Genomic DNA, 21,539 nt, shown 5'->3' on the forward strand with positions numbered 1-21,539 from the left:
GTGTTTTATGGTTCAATTTATTTGTTTGCCCCAAAAATTATTAACCCGTAATCTCTCACTCCGCTATAAAGATACAAACAGAAGAGCACTATTTTGCTCAGCTGCATTAATTTCCTCTAAAATTTGTTTGTATAAAATTGGATGGTGATGGCTCTTGAGTGAATGGCTTTTATGTATTCCGGGGTTTAATTCATATCGTATTTCATACTCAAGTCAGAAGAAAAAGTAAAAGAGAATGATGCGTTGGGAATATTTGATCCGGCAAAGATTTCAATCTCGTATTCCCTGTTTTCCATTTCATCAATTATACATTCCAGATCGTAGGGACAAATACAATCACATATTCCTCCGGGAGGAGTTTCAACAAAGGTTACCTTTAAAACACTGTCCTCGATACATGCACTGGAAACAATTTCACCCGGGCAACAATTCAAAACGGCATTTGCAAAAATTACTTTTAGCTGGTTTTCGTTCACAGCGCTTAGTTCAATATATTGAGCTTCGTCCTGGGTTGACTTTGTTTCATTTTTACAGTCGCTGGCAGAAGTCTTTGTTATGTTTAAGGTTTGGTTTTCCGGTGGGATTGTCTTTTCTTTATTACATCCTGCGAAAATTATTGAAAGAAAAAAAACAAGGTAATAAAAGGAAGATTTTTTATTCATTTAGTGTGTATTAAGTTTAATTTGAAACAGTATATGTTAGGTTTAAGCGAGAAGAAAAGACAAATGAAAATTTTGCATCGGGGGTATCTCCTCCGGCATAAATTTCGATGTCGTAATTTCGGGTTTCCATATCACCGATAACACACTCCAAATCGTACGGGCAAATACAGTTGCACAATCCTCCTGGAGGAGTTTCGCCAAAAACAACTTTTAAAATGTCGTCTTGTATAAAAACGTTGGTTACAATTTCTCCCGGACAACAATTTAGTATGGCATTTACAAATGTAATTTTTAATTGAGCTGTATTCACGGCCTCCAGCAATATATATTGCCTCTGTTGTCCGGCAGATTTTGTGTTGTTTTTACAGTCCGAAAATTGACTTTCAAGAACCGATGGCTTCTCATTTTTGAACGGCTCAGGGTTATCTTTATTACATCCGGGAAGAGTAGCAGACAAAAGAACCATTAAAATCAGCGTTGGAATGTAAGACTTCATTTTTAATTGCTTTTGTAATATGATGAACGTAAGTGCAAATTGGTTGCGTTTTTGAATGGAGGAAATTTTTTAATTGTTTTGACCGTTTATTAATGGATAATATTGTTTTATGTGAACCGTAATTTTAAAGCGCAGAAGATTTATAAATAGAATTTTTTCTCAAAATAGTTTTATAGCTTTACTTACAAAATTGGTAACATGAGCAAACAAGCAGATTCAGATTTGATAGTTGTTTTTAGAGGAAATCCGGTTGACGCGGAAATGGTAAAAGAGATTCTTGTTGACAATGGAATTATGGCCAGTTTGAAAAATCAGCTAATGGGTTCGATAGCTCCCTGGCAGATTTCACCCGGTGGTTTTGAGCCTGTGGAAGTAGAAATTCTGGAAAGTGATAAAGAAAGTGCTTTGGATTTAATAAATGAATTTAACAGAAGTAAATAACAAATTGAATTTTACCGGTGTAATTCTTTTGTTTAATACCTTGTCAAACTTCCGATAACTTACATCTCAAATTCAGCCCTCCTAACTTTTCTTCATTATCTTTGTTCCTTCTTTCAAAAATTGAATTATGCACGAAATTTTGTTTTGGCTTATTATAGCCATTTTAGTTCTCGATTTTTTATTTGAAAAGTACCTCGATTACCTTAATACGACTACCATGAGTGAGACTTTGCCCGATGAGGTAAAGGGGATTTATGACGAGGGAAAATACAAAAAACAACAGGCCTATCAACGCGAGAATCATCGCATTGGTATTTTTTCCAGTGCTGTAAGTTTTTTGCTTACATTGGCCATGTTTTTATTTTACGGTTTTGCATTTGTAAATAATCTCGCCTGGGGATTTACCGGAAACGCTATTCTGGCTGCGTTGCTTTTTTTTGGAATGATTATGTTTGCTTCAAATATTATTGATATTCCATTTTCAATTTATGATACATTCAAAATTGAAGAAAAATACGGCTTTAATAAAACCACTCCCAAGACCTTTGTTCTTGATATAATAAAAGGATGGTTGGTTGGAGCGTTGATTGGAGGAGGGCTGCTGGCACTGGTAATTTTTATTTACCAGAAAACACAAAATATGTTTTGGATATATGCATGGATTCTTGTCGCCGTATTTTCGGTTTTTATGACCATGTTTTACTCCAATATTATTGTGCCGTTGTTTAATAAACAGACTCCGCTGGAAGAAGGCGAATTGCGTGATGCCATTCAGCGATTTTCTGACAAGGTAGGTTTTAAACTCGACAATATTTTTGTTATCGATGGATCAAAACGTTCGACTAAAGCAAACGCCTATTTTACAGGATTTGGCGCAAAAAAGCGGATTGTTTTGTACGACACGCTGATTAACGATATGGAAACCGAAGAATTGGTTGCAGTTTTAGCACACGAGATTGGACATTATAAAAAGAAGCATGTTATTCAGGGATTGTTGATTTCATTGATTCAAACCGGGGTAATTCTTTTTATTTTTTCACTGTTAATTGACAGTCCGGCTTTGGGCAAAGCGTTGGGTGTGGAAGAACCAAATTTTCATATCGGGCTGGTCGCGTTTGGAATTTTGTATTCTCCGGTTTCATTTGTATTGGGGATTTTTATGAATGTTCTTTCCCGGAAAAATGAGTACCAGGCCGATGCTTTTGCTGCGGAACATTACAAACCGGAAGCATTGGCTTCGGCATTAAAAAAACTTTCGGTAAAAAATCTGAGTAATTTAACACCACACCCCAAGTTTGTATTTTTCCACTATTCGCATCCACCGCTGTTGCAAAGGTTGGCACATTTAAAGAAATTTGAAAAGGAAAACTAAAAGAATAACCGGTTGTTTTTTTGGAACAAAACTTTGTTTTTCCAGTCTCCGGCTTTAAACTTTTAATACATGAAAGCAGAAATAATAACCATTGGTGATGAAATTTTAATTGGACAAATTGTCGATACCAATTCGGCCTGGATAGCTGAACAATTTAACTTAAACGGTATAGAAATTTATCAGATCACATCGGTCCACGACGAGCACCAGCACATCATGGAGGCCTTAAAAAAAGCTGAAGAAAAAGCGGATTTAGTTGTTCTTACAGGAGGACTTGGCCCCACAAAAGACGATATTACAAAAAATGTACTTTGCGATTATTTCGATACAAAGCTGGTTTTTCATGAGCCTACTTTTGAACAAATAAAAAAACGGTTTACAAAATTTAAGATCGATATAAATAAACTGAATCGTGATCAGGCTCTGGTGCCGGAATCATGTTCTGTTTTGTTTAACAAAGTAGGAACAGCGCCCGGAATGTTGTTTGAGAAGAATGATACAATTTTTGTTTCGATGCCAGGAGTCCCTTTCGAAATGAAGTATTTGGTTGAATATCAGATTCTGCCCCGGCTGAGGGAAAGTGGGAAGACCAAGGCAATTTATCATAAAACGGTTTTGACTCAAGGAGTTCCGGAATCGATGCTGGCCATTAAAATCGAAAAATGGGAAGATGCACTTCCCAAAAATATAAAGTTGGCCTATCTTCCAAATCCTATGTCGGTTCGTCTTCGTTTATCGGCAATAGGAGTCGATGCAGAGGTGCTGAAAAAACAAGTTGACACAGAGGTTGAAAAATTACAACAGATTATTCCTGATGATATTTACGGTTTTGATAACGAGACCATGGCTGAGGTGGCAGGGCGCCTGTTGAAACAGCAAGGCAAAACACTGGCAGTGGCCGAGAGTTGTACAGGAGGTTATATTTCGCATTTGATTACCTCTGTTTCCGGAAGTTCAGAATATTACAAAGGGTCGGTTACAGCCTATTCAAATGAGATAAAAATGAATGTACTTGGTGTGACCGAAAGCGCATTAAAAGAATTTGGTGCCGTGAGCGAACAGGTGGCCAGGGAAATGGCGCTGGGCGTTAAAAATGCATTTCGATCTGATTTTGCTGTTGCCACTACCGGAATTGCCGGTCCCGGTGGCGGAACCAAAGAAAAACCGGTGGGTACGGTTTGGATTGCAGTAGCCGGTGAGAAAAAAGTTTTTGCCAGAAAATTTGTTCTTGGGAATGACCGTGAACGTAATATTATCCGTTCGGGGCAAACTGCGTTGCAACTGCTTCGACGTGTCATTCTAAAAGGACTTTAATTGGTGACGCGAAATAATAATCATAAGGAAACAAAATGATTATTTTTTAAGAGAAACAGCTCCGGAACGTAACAACACTCTGAGTTCGTGCGAATTTTATTCCCCCAAAATTGGTGTAATAAAGGAATAATATTCAAATGTGATACTTTTTACTTACAGTGAAGAGATTCATAAAAATAGTATTTTGAATAAGACACAGACAATTTAGCCTAACGAAGTTCAGTTTTATATTTGAACATTTTTAACAATTTGGCTCTTTTGCAGAATCTCTGATTCAGTAACTTTGTATTGATGTAGATTGATTGTAGCGGGAATTTACGACAAATTGTTTAAAGATTCGGATCGGTTATTGAGACTGAGGTTAAAACAAGAAAAAATTAAATGTTACAGAAATGAAGAAAACCATTATTATAATTCTAGTTGTATTTTTTGTTGTGATAGGCGCGCTTGCCGCTATTCCGTTGTTTTTCAGGACTACACTACTTGAAAAAACGGAAAAGACCATTAATAAACAGGTGAATGCCGAAATCAGTTTTGACGGATTTAAATTGTCTCTTTTCAGAAATTTTCCCAAAGTAACACTCCAGCTGGAGAATGTTTTGGTGATCGGTGTGGACGAATTTCAACAGGATACATTGTTAAATATGGCCTCTCTTAGGGCAACAATGAATCTAAAGGAACTTTTTAATAAAGAAGGAATGAGTATAGAAGAGGTTTATCTGTTTCAACCCGATTTAAACATGGTTGTGGCTGAATCGGGTAAAGCAAACTGGGATTTGGCAAAAAAGTCATCGGAGTCACCGGAGATTTCGGGAGAAGCGGGAGACGAAGAAGGTGGATTCAACCTTCAGTTGGAAAAAATAGAAATAGAAGATGCAACCATTTTTTATACCGACAAACAGGCAAAAATGCTGCTGGGATTTGAAGATATAAATTTTCATATAAACGGAGGGATGTACGGTACATCAGCAAAACTAAATATAGCCGGGAAAGTTGATCGTTTTACCACGGAATATGACGGTACAAAATATATATCCAATACATCGCTTGAAACAAAAACGCTGCTGGACATCGACTATGAAAATATGAATATTGCAGTTCAGGAGAATGAGTTGCTGATAAACCGTTTGCCCCTGGAAATTACCGGAAGTATTCAAATGCCATCTGATTCCATGTTTTTTGATCTGGCTCTTTTAACAAAAGAATCGGGTTTTGAAAACTTTCTGGCACTTGTTCCGCCGGATTATTCCGATTATTTAAAGGATTTTGAAACTTCGGGAACTGCAACCGTTTCGGGAAAAGTTTCAGGTTTATTTTTTGGAGAAAGTTATCCGGCATTCTCACTTGCAATAAATGTTTCAAACGGGAATTTTCATTATACAGAACTTCCAGATGAGATAAAAAACATTAAGGCTGATATTTCGGTTTCAAAACCGCAGGGAGTACTTGATCTCACTGAGGTTAAGATAAAAGAAGCACACGCTGAGATTAGAAATAGTCCTGTTGATCTTTCACTCACTTTAAATAAATTACTTTCCGATCCGTATTTCGACGGCGCTTTTGTGGGAAAGATAAATTTTGATCATGTAAAAGATGCCATTCCGCTTGACAGCGTAAATATCTCGGGTACTATCGATGCCAATCTGTTTGTAAAGGGAAACTATTCTTCTGTAGAAAAAGAGCAGTATGATAAAATTCAATCGGACGGAGTGGTGCTACTGGATAATTTTGTGTATGAAACAGCAGATTTAACGCAGCCTGTGTATGTTCCCGGCGGAAGTCTTAATTTTTCTCCGAAAAGTATAAATCTTTCTCAATTTAATGTAAAAGTTGGGCAAAGCGATTTTAACCTTCGTGGAAACGTGACAAACTATTTGAATTATGTTTTTAAAGATGGTACGCTGGCTGGTGATTTGCAATTAAACTCCGGCTTTGTAAATCTTAACGAAATGCTGAGTTTACAGGTACAAAAAGAAGACAATCAAAATGTAGCGGAAACCACTGAGGAGAGTGAATCTGAAAAATTGGTTTTTGACATCCCTGAAAATATCGACTTTACTTTTCGATCAAATATTCAGCGGGCCAGTCTCGACCGCATAGCTATTTCAAATATCAAAGGACTGATAACGGCAAAAGAAGGAAAATTAATGCTGAACGGATTAAATATGAATATGCTGAACGGGCAATTAAGCATGACTGGTTCGTATGAAAATACAGCGCAAAATCAACCATTTTTTGATTTTGGATTCGATATCATCGAATTTGATATTCCTCAGGCATTTCAGTCGCTTTCAGGTATGCAAAATATGGTGCCGGTAGCCGGACAAAGTACAGGTAAGTTAAGTACCAATTTAAAGCTAAACGGCAGGTTGAGCGAACAATTTAAATTGATTCCGGCTTCTGTTGACGGAAACGGGATATTTAGTACTAAAAATCTTCAGATAAATAACTCAAACGTATTTGACCAGTTAAAAGGTATTCTGAAAGCAGAGAAACTTCAAAACGTTGCAATCGAAGATTTTAAAGCAAATTTTACGGTTCAGGACGGTAATCTACTATTGCGGCCTTTTAAAACAAAAATTGCGGGCCAGGAAACAAATATTTCAGGTAGCTTAAATGCTCGGAATCTCCTCAGTATGCGACTCGATTTTAATATTCAACGCGATGCGTTTGGGGCAGATATTCAGTCAATTTTAAGTGCAATCCCGGGTAATAAAAATATTACGGTAGTTCCGGCAGGTGTGGTAATTGAGGGGCCGGTTGGGAAACCTGATGTTAAGATGGATCTCTCTGCCACGCGAAAGACAATCACAGACGCTACAAAGGATGATTTACAAAAATCTTTAAATAAACTTGGAGAGGGGTTAAAAAAGTTATTTAAATAAATTGCAATTACAAATTAAACCGGAACCTCATTCTGAGCGTAATTTCCGAAATAGTTGCAAATTATCTCTTTCCGAATGGAAATTGGGACTGAGCTATTTACCAGAGATTTCATATAGCATTTGAGGTAAGAATTTATTGCAGGCTTTTTATAAATCAAGAATTTTAGTTTCTTGAAAAATCACAACAAATAGGGATTGTTTTATTCCGGCTCTTGATATAATATTGAACTTTAATTTAAAATAAGAGTTATTAGTGTTTAATCTATGGAGTAAGATATTAACTCTTTGTTTGTTAAGAGATTCATGAAAGAAACAATTGTACAGCTTAAACGCGGAGAAAAAGGAATAATAAAAGAATTTTCAACCGAAGCAATCCCCTTGAAATTTCAGGAAGTTGGTTGTTTACCCGGAAACGAAGTACGACTTATTCAGTTTTCGCCTTTTAAAGATCTTGTTTACCTGACCGTTAATGACAGTCACTTTGCCATTCGCACAGAGACTGCTGCGTTAATCGAAATCAGTAGGATAAAATAGATATGGGAAAACAACTGAATGTTGCACTTATCGGAAATCCAAATACCGGTAAAACATCGGTGTTTAATCAGCTTACCGGCTTAAATCAAAAAGTAGGGAATTACCCTGGAGTAACCGTTGAAAAAAAGGAAGGGAAATGTAAATTGTCCAACGGTCAGTTTGCACATATTGTTGATTTGCCGGGAACCTATAGTCTGAATGCGACTTCTCCGGATGAAAAGATTGTTGCTGACTTACTTCTTCAGAAAAGAAACGAAAGTTACCCCGATGTGGCTGTAATTGTTGCAGATGTAGAAAATCTAAAAAGAAACCTCCTCTTGCTGACGCAAATTAAAGATTTAAATATTCCGACAATTCTGGCAATTAATATGGCCGATACCATGAAACGGAAAGGTATTTCGGTTGATTTGCAGCAAATGGAGGAAAAGCTCCACGCCCGGGTTGTATTGCTCAGTGCCAGAAGCGGCAAAGGAATGGCCGAATTGAAAGGGCTCATCCAGGATTACGATAAATTGTCGTCCGAATCTTGCGTTCAGTTTACGGATATAGATCCCGTTTATTTTGAAGCTCAGAAAAAGAAATTTCACGGCGAAAACTTATATAAACGATGGTTAAATACCGTTTTGGAAAATGGCTCATTAAAACAGGAAGATGAAGACCAAATCACTTCTGTTCAGTTTGAAAACAAAAGTGAAACCGAAATAAAAAGACTGCAACAAAAAGAAACCATCCTGCGCTACCTGTTTATCAATCAATTACTAAAAGATTCCTACAAAAGAGATCCGGCCTTAGCTGAAGATTTCCGAAGTAGAGTTGATAAGATCCTAACCCACCGGATTTTTGGGTATGTTATTTTTTTTCTGATAATGCTGCTGGTTTTCCAATCGATATACAATTGGAGCAGTTACCCGATGGATTTAATCGATCAGCTTTTTACACAGATGGCTGAATGGGTGGACAATACTTTACCGGAAGGAGCCTTAACAAGTTTGATTTCTGAAGGAATTATACCGGGAATAGGAGGAATTGTAATTTTTGTTCCTCAAATTGCCTTTTTGTTTCTTTTTATTTCGCTTTTGGAAGAAAGTGGATATATGAGCCGCGTCGTATTTCTTATGGACAAAATCATGCGTAGATTTGGACTGAACGGGAAAAGTGTTGTGCCTCTAATCTCAGGTACTGCCTGTGCCATACCGGCTATTATGGCTACCCGCAGTATTGATGACTGGAAAGAGCGTCTGATTACAATACTGATAACTCCGTTTATTACCTGCTCTGCCCGCTTGCCAGTGTATTTAATTATCATTGCGCTTGTGATACCCGAAAACTCATTTCTGGGAATGAATCTACAGGGACTCACTTTAATGGGGCTTTATATTCTTGGTTTTTTGACGGCTGTTTTTTCGGGCTATATTTTAAATAAAATGCTAAAGCTTAAAAGCCGGTTATTTTTCATTTCAGAAATGCCTGCATATAAGCTTCCTTTACTGAAAAACATTGTTTATACTGTAATAGAGAAAACAAAAAGTTTTGTTGTTGGTGCAGGTAAAATCATCCTGGCTATTTCTGTCGTTTTGTGGTTTTTAGCTTCCAACGGACCCGGGGAAGAATTCCGTAATGCCAAAAATATTGTACAAAAAAATGAGCAAAATCAACAGCTTACAGAAGAAGACATGGCCAATGCAATTGCGTCTTATAAACTTCGCCATTCGTATATTGGTATTATTGGTCATACCATTGAACCGGTTATCCGCCCCTTGGGGTACGACTGGAAAATTGGTATTGCCTTAATAAGTTCATTGGCGGCACGCGAGGTTTTTGTCGGAACTTTGGCAACGGTTTACAGCGTTGGCAGCGAAGAGGAAGAAACAATAAAGAACCGCATGATGAAAGAAACAGATGCTGTCACGGGAAAGAAAATATTTAATTTTGCAACCGGTATTTCTCTGCTGCTTTACTACGCTTTTGCCATGCAATGTATAAGCACACTGGCCGTCGTAAAACGAGAAACCAACAGTTGGAAATGGCCGGTTATTCAGCTTGTTTTTATGACAGGTTTTGCTTATGTTGTATCAATGGTGGCTTACCAGTTGTTGAAGTAAAATAAGTTTTAAGAAACAGAAAAAATGCTTGATTTTCAGAATATAATAGTTTATATCGTTGTACTGGCATCCGTAGTATGGTTGTTTAGAAAATTCTTTTGGAAAAAAAGAAAAAATTCATCTTCGGAATGCGGAAACGCAGGATGCAGCTGTCATTAGTCCGGAGGATTTAAACAGAAAACAACAAGCACTAAAATTACTATTAATCTTAGTGCTTGTTGTCTGTTTTTAAAAGCTATTTCAGTTTTAAATAAGCCTCTTTGATTTCGTTATATGTTTCTTCGCTGTTTTTATACAGTGGAGAACGGAGCATGTTTTCAATGATTCCCTGGTAGTGTAACAATGCTTTTATTCCTCCCGGATTTCCTTCCTTAAAAAGAAGTTTAAACAAATCAATCATTTCAAAATGCATTTCCAGCGATTCGCTGAATTTACCTTCCAAGGCCAGATGAATTAGTTTACTCAATTTTCCGGGAAGTGCATTTGCGATGACCGAAATAACACCTTTGCCGCCAACCGAAATGATAGGAAGTGCCAATACATCGTCACCCGAAATCACGGTAAAATTATCGGGAGTATATTTCCCTATTTTTGTTATTTGCGACAAAATACCTGAAGCCTCTTTTACCGCAGCAATTTTTTCTGAAGTTTCTGCCAAACGGGCTACCGTTTCAGCCTCAAGATTTACCCCTGTTCTTGAAGGAACATTGTATAAAATAATTGGAACCGGACTTGCTTTTGCAATTTCAGAGTAATGAACAAACATACCGTCCTGTGATGGTTTATTATAATAGGGAGTAACAATGAGTAGTCCACTCACACCGTTAAAATCAAATTTATCGATTTGTTTGATGATTTTTCGCGTATCATTGCCACCCATACCAACGACTACAGGTAAACCATCTGATTTTTCTTTAATCAGTTTAACAATGTCCTGTTTCTCCCCGGCTGAAAGCGTTGGTGTTTCCGCAGTGGTTCCCAACGCTACCAGATAATCCATCTCTCCCTGAACCTGATTGTTCACAATCACTTCAAGTGATTTAAAATCAACACTGTTATCTTTTTTGAAAGGAGTTACCAAAGCTACTCCTGCTCCTGTAAAAAGCTGACTCATTTACTCGTTTTTTGATTTAGCTGGCCAAGATAGAAAATTTGTTGTTTGGCAAGAAACAACGCATCCTGATTTTGACCAATATTAATGTTAAGGTCTAAATAATTTTTTTCTTTTTGAGACCATCCTACTTTAAATTTTGCCTGTGTGGAAAGTGTTATAAAGTCGAGTGTAATATTTTGACTTAGTGCAATATTTAAAAGTATATCGAATTTTAATTGTGTGAAGGTATCGATCCTGCCTTGCTTGGGGAGTTTTAACCAATCGAGTTCTTTTGGTGTCAAAGAATTTGTATCCGTTGCAAAATTTACGTCTTCATTATAAACACAAAAACCACGAACCACGACTCCTCTCTCAGAAAAAAAATCTTTTATATACTGATAAGCATTTTTTCCTTCGGGCTCCCAGATTATCCCAACTTTTTTTACCGAATCCAAATCCGGAACCTGAGGACTATGATTTATGATTAATTCTGTTTTTAACAGTTTCCGGTTAGCGTATTTTTCTCTTATTCCCATTCTTTCGGCAAATTTAATAAATGATTGATGAAAGTCTATTTTAAGAGAAATCAAATTCATTTTATTCTATCATTTTTAAAAAATCATTTTCCGAAATAATAGGAACCCCAAGTTTCGTTGCTTTTTCCAGCTTGCTTGGCCCCATGTTCTCACCGGCAATTAAATAGTTGGTTTTTTTTGAAATGGAACCTACATTTTTACCACCGTTTTGTTCTATCATATTTTTTAGTTCATCGCGCGAAAATTTTTCAAAAGTTCCGGAAATGATAATACTTAGGCCTTTTAGCTTTTCCGTTTTGTTGTTTAGTTCTTTTTCGCTAATGGAAAATTGCAGACCCTTTTCTTTCAGAAAATCAATCAGTTCCCGGTATTCTGTTTTGGAAAACCAGTCGACAATACTTTCGGCGATTTTCCCGCCAATTTCGTCAATCTCAATGAGATCTTCATAACCTGCACTTTGAATTTTTTCAATGGTGTGCATATTTTTAGCTAGTGTTTTGGCAACTGTTTCACCTACAAAACGGATTCCCAGTGAAAACAATACACGTTCAAAAGGAACATTTTTTGATTCTTCAAGGCTTTTTAAAATACGCTCTGCCGATTTATCACCCATTCGTTCTAAACCAACCAGTTGCTCTTTTTTTAGCCGATATAAATCAGCAATCCCATGAATTAACTTTTGATTGTACAACAGTTCGATGGTCTCTTGTCCAAGCCCGTCGATGTCCATCGCCTTGCGGCTTACAAAGTGTTCAATTTTTCCTTTTATCTGAGGCGGGCAGCCAACTTCGTTCGGGCAATAATGTGCTGCTTCTCCTTCATTTCTGACCAGTTTAGTACCACATTCCGGACAGTTTTTAATAAATACTACTGATTGAAACATCGGATGACGTTTGCTCTGGTCAACCCCTGTAATTTTAGGGATAATTTCTCCTCCTTTTTCCACAAAAACCGTATCGCTAATATGGAGATCCAGATTTTGGATGATGTCGGCGTTGTGAAGCGAAGCACGTTTCACCATTGTTCCGGCAATTAAAACCGGCTCAAGATTTGCCACCGGAGTAACTGCACCGGTTCTGCCAACCTGGTAGGAAACCGATTTTAAAATGGTGGAAGCACTTTCCGCCTTAAACTTATATGCAATGGCCCAGCGTGGCGATTTAGCGGTAAATCCAAGGTTATCCTGTAAGTTTTTCGAATTTACTTTAATTACGACGCCATCGGTAGCAATCGGAAGATGATGGCGCTCCAAATCCCATTTATCCAGATAATCAAAAACTTCTTTGAGCGACGCACATTTCTGCATCGCATCCGAAATTTTGAAACCCCATTCTTTGGTCTTTTGCAGGTTTTCAAAATGACCGTCGAATGGCAAATTTTCGCCCAGTAAATAGTAAAAATAAGCATCCAGTTTCCGGGTTGCAACAATCGATGAATTCTGCATTTTTAATGTTCCTGCTGCTGTGTTTCTCGGGTTAGCCAAAAGCGGTTCTCCTTTTTGTTCCCGCTCCGCATTTAATGCTTCAAAAACATGAAAAGGCATCAGTATTTCACCCCTGATTTCAAAACTTTCCGGGTAACCTTTTCCTCGCAACCTTAACGGTACAGAACGAATGGTTCGAACATTGTTTGTAACATCGTCTCCTCGAACGCCGTCTCCTCGTGTGACTGCCCTTGTCAGCCATCCGTTTTCGTAAAGCAAACTAATAGAAGAGCCGTCAAATTTTAATTCACAAACATATTCATAATCGGTTTCAATTATCTTTTTTATCCGGGTATCAAAGTCTTGAATTTCTTCTTTGGAATACGCATTGGAAAGCGAAAGCATGGAATATTTGTGTTCCACCTGTTCAAATTCTTTGTTGATATCACTTCCTACACGCTGAGAAGGGGAATTGAGATCTGCAAATTCCGGAAAGTCTTTTTCCAGTTTTTCCAGTTCCTTCATTTTCATATCAAACTCAAAATCCGATATAACCGGTTGGTTTAACACATAATAGTTGTAGTTATGTTCTTCAAGTTCTTCGCGTAGCTGTTCTATCTTTTTTTGAGCTTCTTCCCGGTTCATTTCTAGGTTCTCTTTCGTGTTAATATTACAAACAACTGGAATGGAAATTGGCTTAAAAGTAAACAAGATTTTTATTTCGATTAAACAATTGTACAGTGTTTTTTCTTTAAATTATGAACACAAAAACAAATAATTATGTCATTCACACTCGAAATTGGAGAAAAAGCGATAGATTTTAATTTACCGGGCACCGACGGCAAAACTTATTCACTTGAAAACTTCAAAGATTCAAAATATCTCGTAGTGTTTTTTACATGTAATCACTGTCCGTATGTAATTGGAAGCGATGAAGTGACAAGAAAGACTGTTGAGCGTTTTCAGCCTTTAGGTGTAGAGTTTGTGGGGATTAACTCGAACAGTAAATATACAAATGAGGACGATGATTTTCCACATATGGTTGAACGGATGAAGGATTATAAATTTCCCTGGAAGTATTTATATGATGAGTCTCAGGAAGTGGCTGAGGCATACGGAGCTCTGCGAACACCTCATTTTTATGTTTTTGATGAAAACCGTAGGCTGGTATATACAGGCAGAGGGGTAGATAATCCGCGGGATGTATCAAAAATGACTGTAAATGATTTGGAACGAACTCTGGAAGAACTTACTTCAGGCAAACCCATCTCTGTTTCACTCACCAATCCAATTGGATGTAATGTTAAATGGGAAGGAAAAGATAAACACTGGATGCCCGCAGAAGCTTGTGATTTAGTCTTTTAATCACAAACTAAGTACTTTGATTGCGCCCGGTATTTCTCAAATTTAGTTTCATTTGGTACAAGTGAAATCCTTTTGCCCAAAAATCGGGAATCATATCTTCCTGTTCAAATCCTAGTTTTTCGTAGAACTTGAAGGCCAATTGTGAGGTTCTGACGATTACTGTATGGATATCCGGCCTGTTTCTAATAGCAGACAAGCGATGGATGGTTAATTCTTTACCAATTCCCTTTTTATGGAAATCGGGATGGATCATGTCCCATGCAATTCTGGCTGTATTTTTTTCAGCAAAGTAATTGATTCCGCCTGCACCAATTATCTTCCGGTTTCCTTCCACCACAAAATAGTCTTCCAGTTGATTTTTAAGATAATCCTTAAAATCCTTTTCTTCTGAAGGATCAAAAAAAGCGGGTGTGTTGAAGCGAAACAACTCAAGTACCTTTAATTGGTCAGCGGTTGTATATTTTCGTATTAATTTTGAAGGTGTTTTTTTCATCTGGCCTTAAAATTAGTGGAATTCCGGATTCCGAAGTTTAGTTTGTATTTCTAAAACTATCCTTTCCGTCGGTTAGCCAGGTGAGCGAAAAACGAACAAAAACATTTTCAGTGTAATCATCTTTTTCGAAAAACAGTCCGATATCACCGTTTGAAAGAACCGTCATTGAAGAATAGGCAGATTCTCCTGCATAAATTGTTTTTCCTTCCGACCATGTTTTTCCTTCGTCGTAACTAACCCTGACAGTCATGTTTTTACGCTCATTTTCTGAATTTGCATTGGCAAACAGAAGTCGGTTTTTATCAGCTCCGTCATTTACTGAAGTGTAGCGGATGATACTTGCATTACAACCCGGGTCTGCAAGGGCAGGGGCAGGCGCGCTTTTCCAGGTTTTTCCTTTATCTGTAGAGGTATGAACAAAACGTGTGTTTTTATCTCGGTCAACACGGCTGTTAATCATCCATGTGCCGTCCTCCAATTCAATTATTTTTGATTCGTCTGCCAACTCAATTGGTGTGTCGATTACAAACCAGCTTTTTCCGTTGTCGTTGCTGCCAAATATGTGGAGCCCGTTTTCAAGGTTAACCAGTGTATGAAGCATTGTTCCGGTGCGGGTTTGTATTCCTCGTCCCGACGTGATAAATTTGAAATTGTCTCTCCATTCCGGTTTGGATATTTGAGTGGTAATATCAAAAGGAGAGCTCCATGTTTTTCCGTTATCGCTGCTTTTTACATATTGTAAATAGTACACGTCTTTTTCATTGTCCAAGTCCATAAAATTAAAAAATAGAAAAATAGTCCCGTTTTTTTTATCCACAATCATCGATGGGTCTGAAGCCGACTGTCCCGGGGGATAATCGACTACTGTTTCGATGTCGGACCAGGAATCTCCGTTGTCGCTGCTTCTGCGAATGACGATGTTGATGTTTCTGTTTCCTTTTAAATCGGCGCAGGAAGGAACACGTTCGTCAATAGCAACAATCAAATCGCCATTGGGTGCTGTAACAATTGATGGAATTCTGTAGCAGGAAACACCAGGCCGCAGTTCTGCGCTAAACAGATTTGTAAACTCCGGATTCCTGATTTTCTTCGCTTGAGCGTAACCAACCAACGATGGAACGATAAAAAGGATCAAAAACAGGTATTTCATAAACATAAAATTTACAGCTTTTTTACAGAAGTTGCATCATAACCGGTTTGATTTACCAGGTGATTATTTACTTCAAAGATACTGTTGTCAAGAAATTCTTCAATAAAAGACAAACCGGGAGCATAGTAAAATGAACCTCCTTTTTTTAGCGAATGAAGAATTTCCATGTATTTTTTTGCATACCTGATATAATCACCATCTTTTCTGAAATGATGGTGTGCAAAGTGGTTTGAAAATCCAAGATTGCTGATAATTGTTCCCCATTTGTTGTTTTCAAAGCGATATTCAAACCAGTCGAATTGGGAACAATAGTTTTCATTTTGAACCATTCGGTCAAATCCAAAAGATTCAATACCAATGCTTTGTAAATGTTTAACAAGCGCTGCCGATTTACCGCAACCGATATCCAAAACTGGTTCAACTATGTGTGATAAATTGATTTTTAACAATTCAATTTGCAGTTGAGGACTGTATTCGTCACATACCACGCATTCAACCATTGAACTGCTTTTTTTGTATATCTTCTCGGCAAATGGGTTGGTTTCTGTTAACCAGGTTTTAAGCTTTTTATAGTGAATGCTGGCGATTTTATCAATGTCGTTCTCCTGTTTTAAGGACTGAAACAAATCAGAATAAATGGTTTTTAAGCGTGCTTTTGCAGCTTCATCAAACGAATAATACTGGTTTACACGGTAGAATTCTTCCAGTGCATTTTGGGTTGCATAATCAATCAAAAGGTTTTCATTTTTGCTGTTTATTTCCTTGTATTGGCGTGCAATTCTTTTTGTTTCATCAATAAACTGAAATAAGCTGCTGATGTTGGAACTAAACAGGTTTTTACCCTTGTTGTAGCGGATCTGTCTATTAATATTTTCTTTGATGTTTTGCATAATTTAGCTTAGCGCATGTTTGTGCACGAAGGTAACGATTTCGTTCATAGCTTCTGTTGCCTCCGGGAAAAACGGCGATAACAGAGGGTAACAGTGTATCATTTCCTTGCCTGGTTTAAAGGTAATATCGTTGCCGGCTTTTTTTGCTTTTTCATAAAATGATTTACTGTCATCGAAGAGCTCGTCAGCCTCTCCCGCACTGATAAAAACAGGAGGAAGTCCCGATAAATCTCCGGCCAGTGGAGATATATACGGAGATTTTACATCGTTTTTCCCTGTATAATAGTGGCTGAAGACATTCCAACTGTTGTGTGGTGCCAACGATACGCTGTTTTTTGTTTTATAGGATGCGCCCGAACAGCTTAAATCGGTCCACGGCTGAATGGCAACAGCGGCATTTGGTAAGGGAATTTTTTTATCGCGAAGAGCCAGAAGCGTTGCCAGGCAAAGTCCTCCACCTGCCGATTCTCCCATAATGATTATATTTTCAGGTTTGTATCCTTTTTCCAGAACTGCCTCGTAAACTTTTACAGAATCGTTTAAAGCTGCCGGATACGGATTTTCAGGAGCAAGTCCGTATTCGTACAACAGATTTGTCATTCCCGTTTGCAAAGCAATTTTCGACACAATATTTCGATGGTCGTTACACGAACCGGAAACATAGCCGCCTCCGTGTACATAAAAAATTAATTTATCAGCGCGGGTGTTTGCAGGTACTATCCATTCTGAGGTGACCATGTTAATAACTTCAGGTTTTATCTGAATGCCTTTGGGTAATTTGCCAAACCGTTCAGCTCCTTTTTCGCAGCTTGCTCTGAATTTTAGAACCGACTGAACATCCCATCCCATTGTTTCTTTTTGTAACCTGCCCTTAAAAAAGTGACGGTTTCGCATTAGTCCAATAAATACTTTACTTTTTAAACTTGCCATAACTTTTATTTTTTGCAGCAAATTTCTTCTTTCTTCAAGGCAGTTTACTTCACCTATGTTAACTTTTTCTGCTTTGATGTAAATTATTCCGAATGCGACTTAAGGACTGAGGGGCAATTCCCAAAAAAGAAGCCAGATGCTTTAACGGGATTTTTTGCAGCAGGTCTGCAGGATAGGTCTCTTGTAAAATTTCATATCTTTTTTCGGCAGTTAGAACTTTTGAATCGAGCATCAGTTTTTCGGTAAATTCCTGTATCTCATTTAAAAGTTTGCGCATAAAAATGTTCCACGAATTTATTTTTTCCAGTTGTTTGTATTGTTTGTAACTGATTTCCCAAACCACAGTTTTTTCAAGTGCCTGAATACTTTCGTTGGCGGGACTTTGGTTGCGAAAGCTGATTTTTGATGTAAAACAATAAGGCGCCAAAGCAAAGGTTTTAGTAATATCTTCTCCGTCGATGTTGCAAAAGAAGCGAATCAGTCCCCGTTCAAAGAAATAGAAATGATGACACACTTTTCCTTCCTGAAGTATAATTTCGTCTTTACTGAAAATTTTTTTTTGAAATTCTCTTTTGATATCGTTCCAGTCGTTTTCTGAAAGGGTGATGTATCGGTTTATGAAGTCTTTTAAAAGGTCTGGCATACTGTTTCTTAAATTGAAAAAGCCAATTTTCAGCCTTTAAAGTTATGTTTTTTCTGTGATTATAAAAGGAGTGAACTCAAAGCCGATAATCGATTCTGTGGTTCAGAAGTAAACCAGGTTTCACCAGGAAAGTTTGACCCGAAACAAACCAACTTTTGTGTCATCGAATGTTAGCAAGGTTTAACTCCAAAAGAATATAATTCCTGAACGGGGATATATCGTGTCCCGCGAATAAATGCTGTATTTTTTTAATCTTTTATCTAAATTTATTTTGAACGTATCGTCTTTTTGAGCAAAATAAGTTATGTAGTCTACATTTTTAATGCCCTTAGGATATCGGAATGTAAATTTCGGATTTGTTGTTGGTTCAGCAATTACGAAATAAAAGCGGTTATTTTCTTTCATTAACGGGATGCCAAACGAAACTTTTGCTTTATAAAATCTCGATTTTTCTTTCTGCAAAATATATTTTCGTACGATTGAATCAGAAACGCTGACTTCGATGCCCTGAATCAGGACCCCTTTGTTTTCGGTGTTAATTAAATTCACACTAAACTCGGAGATATTGTCTGATTCGTTGTCTTCTTTGTCGTAAAAATTTATTTTTAAACTTAAAGTATCCTTGACAAATGCGTACAAATCCTGCTGCGACAAGCTGTTAAAAAAAGCCGGAGAGTTGTCTAAAAACAGAATTTCCCGCATAAAAACATTCTCATCATTAAGCCAATAATCTAAACTCTGCTCGTCGAAAGCAAAAATGACTTTTAATTTGGGGCTGGAAAGTTTGTTTGAAAAGTGTTTTGTTGATATTAAATTTTGATTCTGAATAAAATAACCGGAACTCGAAATTTTATAGTTGTTAATATTAATGTCGTTATCAAGTTCCACTATTTCAACGTCATACTGGTATTCATCCCGGTATATCAAATTCCCGTCCAAATATTTTTTTATTACACTGTTAAATAACTGCTCGCCATATTTTTCACCGATAATTGATTTTATATTTTTTAATATAAACTGTTTTCGCTGACTATAGGAAAACATTTCCAGCATCAGGGAATCCCCCTGAATGGTTTCAACCAATCTTTTTTTCTCTAAATCGTTATTTGTATTTCTTAAATAGAATTCGAAAAAAATGCCGATAACAAAAATGGTAAACAATGAAGAAAACAATGTAAGATAAATGTTTTCTACAATTTCACTGAATGTAGCATTATCATCGTAAAAAAATTCCCGGTATCCCCAGGCCATAAGAACAATAATAACGACAAGCGACAGAAAGAAGATCCAAATTTTGTGTGTTAAGATTTTTTTTGCAAGACTCATAAGTTTAAATATTTAGAACACCACCATAAAATGCTTTTCTTTTTGTTAAACTGGCCCAAAATTGATTTCCATAGTCATAATGCCACCATTCCTCAGGATAATTTGTAAAACCAAAATGGGTGAGTAAATTATATAATAATCTTCTGTTTTTTTGAAATTTTAAATCATTTTCTGAAGAACAATACAATTCGTAATAATCTGTTTTTGCACGTTCCCCAAAGTAATCAAATTCTGTTCCCATTTGTAACTCATTTCCTTTTGAGTCAATGATTGTAATGTCTATCGCCCCTCCGGTCAGGTGCGGAGAAGGTTTATCGGAATCAGTTGATGGAACAGAAACATATCTTTCGGTTTTCTTTAAAAGAAGAGCCTCTTCAATATCCGGGTTTTTTGAACGCAATTCCTCTTTATGTTTTTCAAAAAGAGCATGTTGTACAGTGGTTGGCCGCCACACATCCCAAACCAGGAATTTATATCCTTCGGGTAAATACTTTGCTGCTTCAACTAATTTTTTTGCAAGGCCTTCTCTGCAGTAGCATATTTCTAATGCTCCAGCTATTTTCTGTTCAAAATATTGTGATTTAACCGTAATATATTTTGGGGCAAAATCATTCAAAGGTATCAAAGGTTCATGATTTTCCCGGATGGGCATATCTTTCCATCCTTTAATTGACAGATTTTGTGGTATTGAGTTGTTTACGTCAATTTCCATGTTTATCCTTTTCCCAACTTTAAAGAGTTCGTGTTTAACGAAAATATATTTTGGTTATAACTTACCATGTAGTTTTCTTTTTCTCTGTTTTGTTTTAAAGCTAGTTCAATTAACTCGTTGGTTAGCATTGTAAAATCCATATCAGATGCCTCCCACAAATAAAAGGACAGAGAACCCGGAATGGAGTTTATTTCATTAACATATACCGTGTTATCTTTTTTGTTTATCAAAAAATCGATACGTGCAACTCCGCCACTGTTGAGAACCTTAAACGTTTGTTTTGCCAATTCCTGGATCTGTTTTGTTAGTTCCGGCGCAATTTGGGCAGGTATTTGGCGTTTGGCACTGCTCATTCCTTTTGAATTGCCTCCTTTGGTTGTGTATTTATCGTTGTAGCTTAATATGTCGCCACTTTTTAAAGGTTCTTCACATACAGAAGCATTTTGTTTATCCGAATTTCCTATAACAGAACAATTGATTTCCTGAAGGTCTGATACAAGTTTTTCAACCAAAATCCGGTTTGAAAATTCGCCCGCCAACTCCACTGCACTTTCCAATTCTTCTTCATTTTTGGCTGTGGTTATTCCCACACTTGAACCTAAATTTGATGGTTTTACAATTAGAGGGTAAGCTAATTTGTTTATTTTTTTCAGAATTTCCTGTTTGTTGATGTGCCATTCTTTATCGTAAAACCACAAATAGTCCACTACCGGCAATCCGCTTTCTTTTAAAATCATCTTCATCACAATTTTATCCATGCCGGTAGACGAGGATAATACATTGCTGCCTACATAGGGAATATTTTTTAACTCCAAAAAACCCTGAAGTGTCCCATCTTCTCCGTTTGAGCCATGGATAACGGGAAAAACAACATCAACAGAAGCTATTAATTTCAGGCTCCATAATGTTTTTTTGTATAAATTAAAATTATTGGAATGGGTATCAATAATAATCTCTGTACACTCTTTGATGATTTTTTCTTCTGATTTGTATGTCTCAACTTCCAGCAAAACATCGCCCGTTAACCACTTTCCTGCTTTGTTAATATATATGGGTATTACATTATATTTGTTTTTGTCGATAGCGTTGATAGCCTGCAAAGCTGAAATTACAGAAATTTCATGTTCAACCGACCTGCCACCAAATATAACACCTATGTTTGTTTTCATTTT

Annotated in this window: 21 protein-coding genes; 8 read left to right on the forward strand and 13 right to left on the reverse strand. The window is 37.0% G+C overall.

All coding sequences use genetic code 11. From position 1 onward, the window contains the following. Positions 1-185: 185 nt before the first annotated feature. Together K5G00_RS03085 and K5G00_RS03090 are read right to left on the reverse strand one after the other, a co-directional pair. Complete coding sequence (locus K5G00_RS03085; RefSeq protein WP_238764227.1) at positions 186-662, reverse strand: hypothetical protein; 477 nt, start codon at positions 660-662, stop codon at positions 186-188. A gap of 16 nt (positions 663-678) precedes the next feature. Next, positions 679-1,158, reverse strand: a complete 480-nt coding sequence (locus K5G00_RS03090) for a hypothetical protein (RefSeq protein WP_238764228.1) — start codon at positions 1,156-1,158, stop codon at positions 679-681. Positions 1,159-1,356: 198 nt separating this feature from the next. Here K5G00_RS03090 and K5G00_RS03095 point away from each other — a divergent pair, with 198 nt between their 5' ends. From K5G00_RS03095 to K5G00_RS30130, 7 genes are all read left to right on the forward strand, one after another. After that, on the forward strand, positions 1,357-1,599 hold the full coding sequence (locus tag K5G00_RS03095; RefSeq protein WP_238764229.1) for a putative signal transducing protein: 243 nt from the start codon (positions 1,357-1,359) through the stop codon (positions 1,597-1,599). A 127-nt stretch (positions 1,600-1,726) separates the two neighbouring features. Further along, on the forward strand, positions 1,727-2,971 hold the full coding sequence (locus K5G00_RS03100; RefSeq protein WP_238764230.1) for a M48 family metallopeptidase: 1,245 nt from the start codon (positions 1,727-1,729) through the stop codon (positions 2,969-2,971). 69 nt (positions 2,972-3,040) lie between these two features. Next, the gene (locus K5G00_RS03105) at positions 3,041-4,285 is read left to right on the forward strand and encodes a competence/damage-inducible protein A (RefSeq protein WP_238764231.1); all 1,245 of its coding nucleotides are present in this window, start codon (positions 3,041-3,043) and stop codon (positions 4,283-4,285) included. A 392-nt stretch (positions 4,286-4,677) separates the two neighbouring features. Further along, positions 4,678-7,170, forward strand: coding sequence for an AsmA family protein (locus K5G00_RS03110; protein WP_238764233.1), 2,493 nt, complete (start codon positions 4,678-4,680; stop codon positions 7,168-7,170). Between the two features lie 303 nt (positions 7,171-7,473). Then, a complete protein-coding gene (locus K5G00_RS03115) occupies positions 7,474-7,704 on the forward strand; it encodes a FeoA family protein (RefSeq protein WP_238764235.1) in 231 nt (76 codons plus the stop codon). Between the two features lie 2 nt (positions 7,705-7,706). Next, positions 7,707-9,806: a ferrous iron transport protein B gene (feoB, locus tag K5G00_RS03120; protein WP_238764237.1), complete on the forward strand. Its 2,100-nt coding sequence runs from the start codon at positions 7,707-7,709 to the stop codon at positions 9,804-9,806. 24 nt (positions 9,807-9,830) lie between these two features. Further along, a complete protein-coding gene (locus tag K5G00_RS30130; protein WP_394800853.1) occupies positions 9,831-9,965 on the forward strand; it encodes a FeoB-associated Cys-rich membrane protein in 135 nt (44 codons plus the stop codon). 76 nt (positions 9,966-10,041) lie between these two features. Here K5G00_RS30130 and dapA read toward each other — a convergent pair whose 3' ends face one another. Genes dapA through ligA form a run of 3 tightly spaced genes read right to left on the reverse strand, consistent with a single transcriptional unit; the run spans position 10,042 to position 13,503 of the window. After that, a complete protein-coding gene (gene dapA, locus K5G00_RS03125) occupies positions 10,042-10,920 on the reverse strand; it encodes a 4-hydroxy-tetrahydrodipicolinate synthase (protein ID WP_238764239.1) in 879 nt (292 codons plus the stop codon). Then, entirely contained in the window at positions 10,917-11,495 is a 579-nt protein-coding gene (locus K5G00_RS03130; RefSeq protein ID WP_238764242.1) for a DUF6913 domain-containing protein, read from the reverse strand. Before K5G00_RS03130 ends, dapA begins: the two co-directional genes overlap by 4 nt. A 1-nt stretch (position 11,496) precedes the next feature. Then, the gene (gene ligA / locus K5G00_RS03135; protein ID WP_238764244.1) at positions 11,497-13,503 is read right to left on the reverse strand and encodes an NAD-dependent DNA ligase LigA; all 2,007 of its coding nucleotides are present in this window, start codon (positions 13,501-13,503) and stop codon (positions 11,497-11,499) included. Between the two features lie 135 nt (positions 13,504-13,638). Here ligA and K5G00_RS03140 point away from each other — a divergent pair, with 135 nt between their 5' ends. Then, entirely contained in the window at positions 13,639-14,223 is a 585-nt protein-coding gene (locus tag K5G00_RS03140; protein WP_238764245.1) for a thioredoxin family protein, read from the forward strand. A gap of 7 nt (positions 14,224-14,230) precedes the next feature. On the opposite strand, the gene K5G00_RS03145 is transcribed toward K5G00_RS03140, so the two are convergent. The 8 genes from K5G00_RS03145 to K5G00_RS03180 form a co-directional block, all read right to left on the reverse strand. Beyond that, the gene (locus K5G00_RS03145) at positions 14,231-14,716 is read right to left on the reverse strand and encodes a GNAT family N-acetyltransferase (protein ID WP_238764247.1); all 486 of its coding nucleotides are present in this window, start codon (positions 14,714-14,716) and stop codon (positions 14,231-14,233) included. 37 nt (positions 14,717-14,753) lie between these two features. Then, on the reverse strand, positions 14,754-15,866 hold the full coding sequence (locus K5G00_RS03150; RefSeq protein WP_238764249.1) for a sialidase family protein: 1,113 nt from the start codon (positions 15,864-15,866) through the stop codon (positions 14,754-14,756). An 11-nt stretch (positions 15,867-15,877) separates the two neighbouring features. Next, positions 15,878-16,756 carry a hypothetical protein gene (locus K5G00_RS03155; protein WP_238764252.1) on the reverse strand — a complete coding sequence of 293 codons (879 nt, stop codon included), beginning with the start codon at positions 16,754-16,756 and terminating at the stop codon, positions 15,878-15,880. Between the two features lie 3 nt (positions 16,757-16,759). Further along, positions 16,760-17,686, reverse strand: coding sequence for an alpha/beta hydrolase (locus K5G00_RS03160; RefSeq protein WP_238764254.1), 927 nt, complete (start codon positions 17,684-17,686; stop codon positions 16,760-16,762). Positions 17,687-17,744: 58 nt separating this feature from the next. Beyond that, complete coding sequence (locus tag K5G00_RS03165; protein WP_238764257.1) at positions 17,745-18,329, reverse strand: Crp/Fnr family transcriptional regulator; 585 nt, start codon at positions 18,327-18,329, stop codon at positions 17,745-17,747. A 180-nt stretch (positions 18,330-18,509) separates the two neighbouring features. Then, positions 18,510-19,655, reverse strand: a complete 1,146-nt coding sequence (locus K5G00_RS03170) for a hypothetical protein (protein WP_158870137.1) — start codon at positions 19,653-19,655, stop codon at positions 18,510-18,512. 4 nt (positions 19,656-19,659) lie between these two features. Continuing rightward, entirely contained in the window at positions 19,660-20,367 is a 708-nt protein-coding gene (locus tag K5G00_RS03175; protein ID WP_238764258.1) for a M15 family metallopeptidase, read from the reverse strand. A 2-nt stretch (positions 20,368-20,369) separates the two neighbouring features. Next, on the reverse strand, positions 20,370-21,536 hold the full coding sequence (locus K5G00_RS03180) for a D-alanine--D-alanine ligase family protein (RefSeq protein ID WP_238764259.1): 1,167 nt from the start codon (positions 21,534-21,536) through the stop codon (positions 20,370-20,372). Positions 21,537-21,539: the final 3 nt, after the last annotated feature.

Source organism: Maribellus maritimus (assembly GCF_022267315.1).
Taxonomy (GTDB): domain Bacteria; phylum Bacteroidota; class Bacteroidia; order Bacteroidales; family Prolixibacteraceae; genus Draconibacterium; species Draconibacterium maritimum.

Excerpts from the sequence above, each read along its gene's own strand:
- K5G00_RS03155 (WP_238764252.1), bottom strand. The coding sequence starts at position 16,756 with ATGCAAAACATCAAAGAAAATATTAATAGACAGATCCGCTACAACAAG.
- feoB (WP_238764237.1), top strand. The coding sequence starts at position 7,707 with ATGGGAAAACAACTGAATGTTGCACTTATCGGAAATCCAAATACCGGT.
- K5G00_RS03160 (WP_238764254.1), bottom strand. The coding sequence starts at position 17,686 with ATGGCAAGTTTAAAAAGTAAAGTATTTATTGGACTAATGCGAAACCGT.
- K5G00_RS03085 (WP_238764227.1), bottom strand. The coding sequence starts at position 662 with ATGAATAAAAAATCTTCCTTTTATTACCTTGTTTTTTTTCTTTCAATA.
- K5G00_RS03165 (WP_238764257.1), bottom strand. The coding sequence starts at position 18,329 with ATGCCAGACCTTTTAAAAGACTTCATAAACCGATACATCACCCTTTCA.
- K5G00_RS03115 (WP_238764235.1), top strand. The coding sequence starts at position 7,474 with ATGAAAGAAACAATTGTACAGCTTAAACGCGGAGAAAAAGGAATAATA.
- K5G00_RS03090 (WP_238764228.1), bottom strand. The coding sequence starts at position 1,158 with ATGAAGTCTTACATTCCAACGCTGATTTTAATGGTTCTTTTGTCTGCT.
- K5G00_RS03110 (WP_238764233.1), top strand. The coding sequence starts at position 4,678 with ATGAAGAAAACCATTATTATAATTCTAGTTGTATTTTTTGTTGTGATA.
- K5G00_RS03095 (WP_238764229.1), top strand. The coding sequence starts at position 1,357 with ATGAGCAAACAAGCAGATTCAGATTTGATAGTTGTTTTTAGAGGAAAT.
- K5G00_RS03130 (WP_238764242.1), bottom strand. The coding sequence starts at position 11,495 with ATGAATTTGATTTCTCTTAAAATAGACTTTCATCAATCATTTATTAAA.
- K5G00_RS03150 (WP_238764249.1), bottom strand. The coding sequence starts at position 15,866 with ATGAAATACCTGTTTTTGATCCTTTTTATCGTTCCATCGTTGGTTGGT.
- K5G00_RS03175 (WP_238764258.1), bottom strand. The coding sequence starts at position 20,367 with ATGGAAATTGACGTAAACAACTCAATACCACAAAATCTGTCAATTAAA.
- dapA (WP_238764239.1), bottom strand. The coding sequence starts at position 10,920 with ATGAGTCAGCTTTTTACAGGAGCAGGAGTAGCTTTGGTAACTCCTTTC.
- K5G00_RS03140 (WP_238764245.1), top strand. The coding sequence starts at position 13,639 with ATGTCATTCACACTCGAAATTGGAGAAAAAGCGATAGATTTTAATTTA.
- ligA (WP_238764244.1), bottom strand. The coding sequence starts at position 13,503 with ATGAACCGGGAAGAAGCTCAAAAAAAGATAGAACAGCTACGCGAAGAA.
- K5G00_RS03145 (WP_238764247.1), bottom strand. The coding sequence starts at position 14,716 with ATGAAAAAAACACCTTCAAAATTAATACGAAAATATACAACCGCTGAC.
- K5G00_RS03105 (WP_238764231.1), top strand. The coding sequence starts at position 3,041 with ATGAAAGCAGAAATAATAACCATTGGTGATGAAATTTTAATTGGACAA.
- K5G00_RS03100 (WP_238764230.1), top strand. The coding sequence starts at position 1,727 with ATGCACGAAATTTTGTTTTGGCTTATTATAGCCATTTTAGTTCTCGAT.
- K5G00_RS03180 (WP_238764259.1), bottom strand. The coding sequence starts at position 21,536 with ATGAAAACAAACATAGGTGTTATATTTGGTGGCAGGTCGGTTGAACAT.
- K5G00_RS03170 (WP_158870137.1), bottom strand. The coding sequence starts at position 19,655 with ATGAGTCTTGCAAAAAAAATCTTAACACACAAAATTTGGATCTTCTTT.
- K5G00_RS30130 (WP_394800853.1), top strand. The coding sequence starts at position 9,831 with ATGCTTGATTTTCAGAATATAATAGTTTATATCGTTGTACTGGCATCC.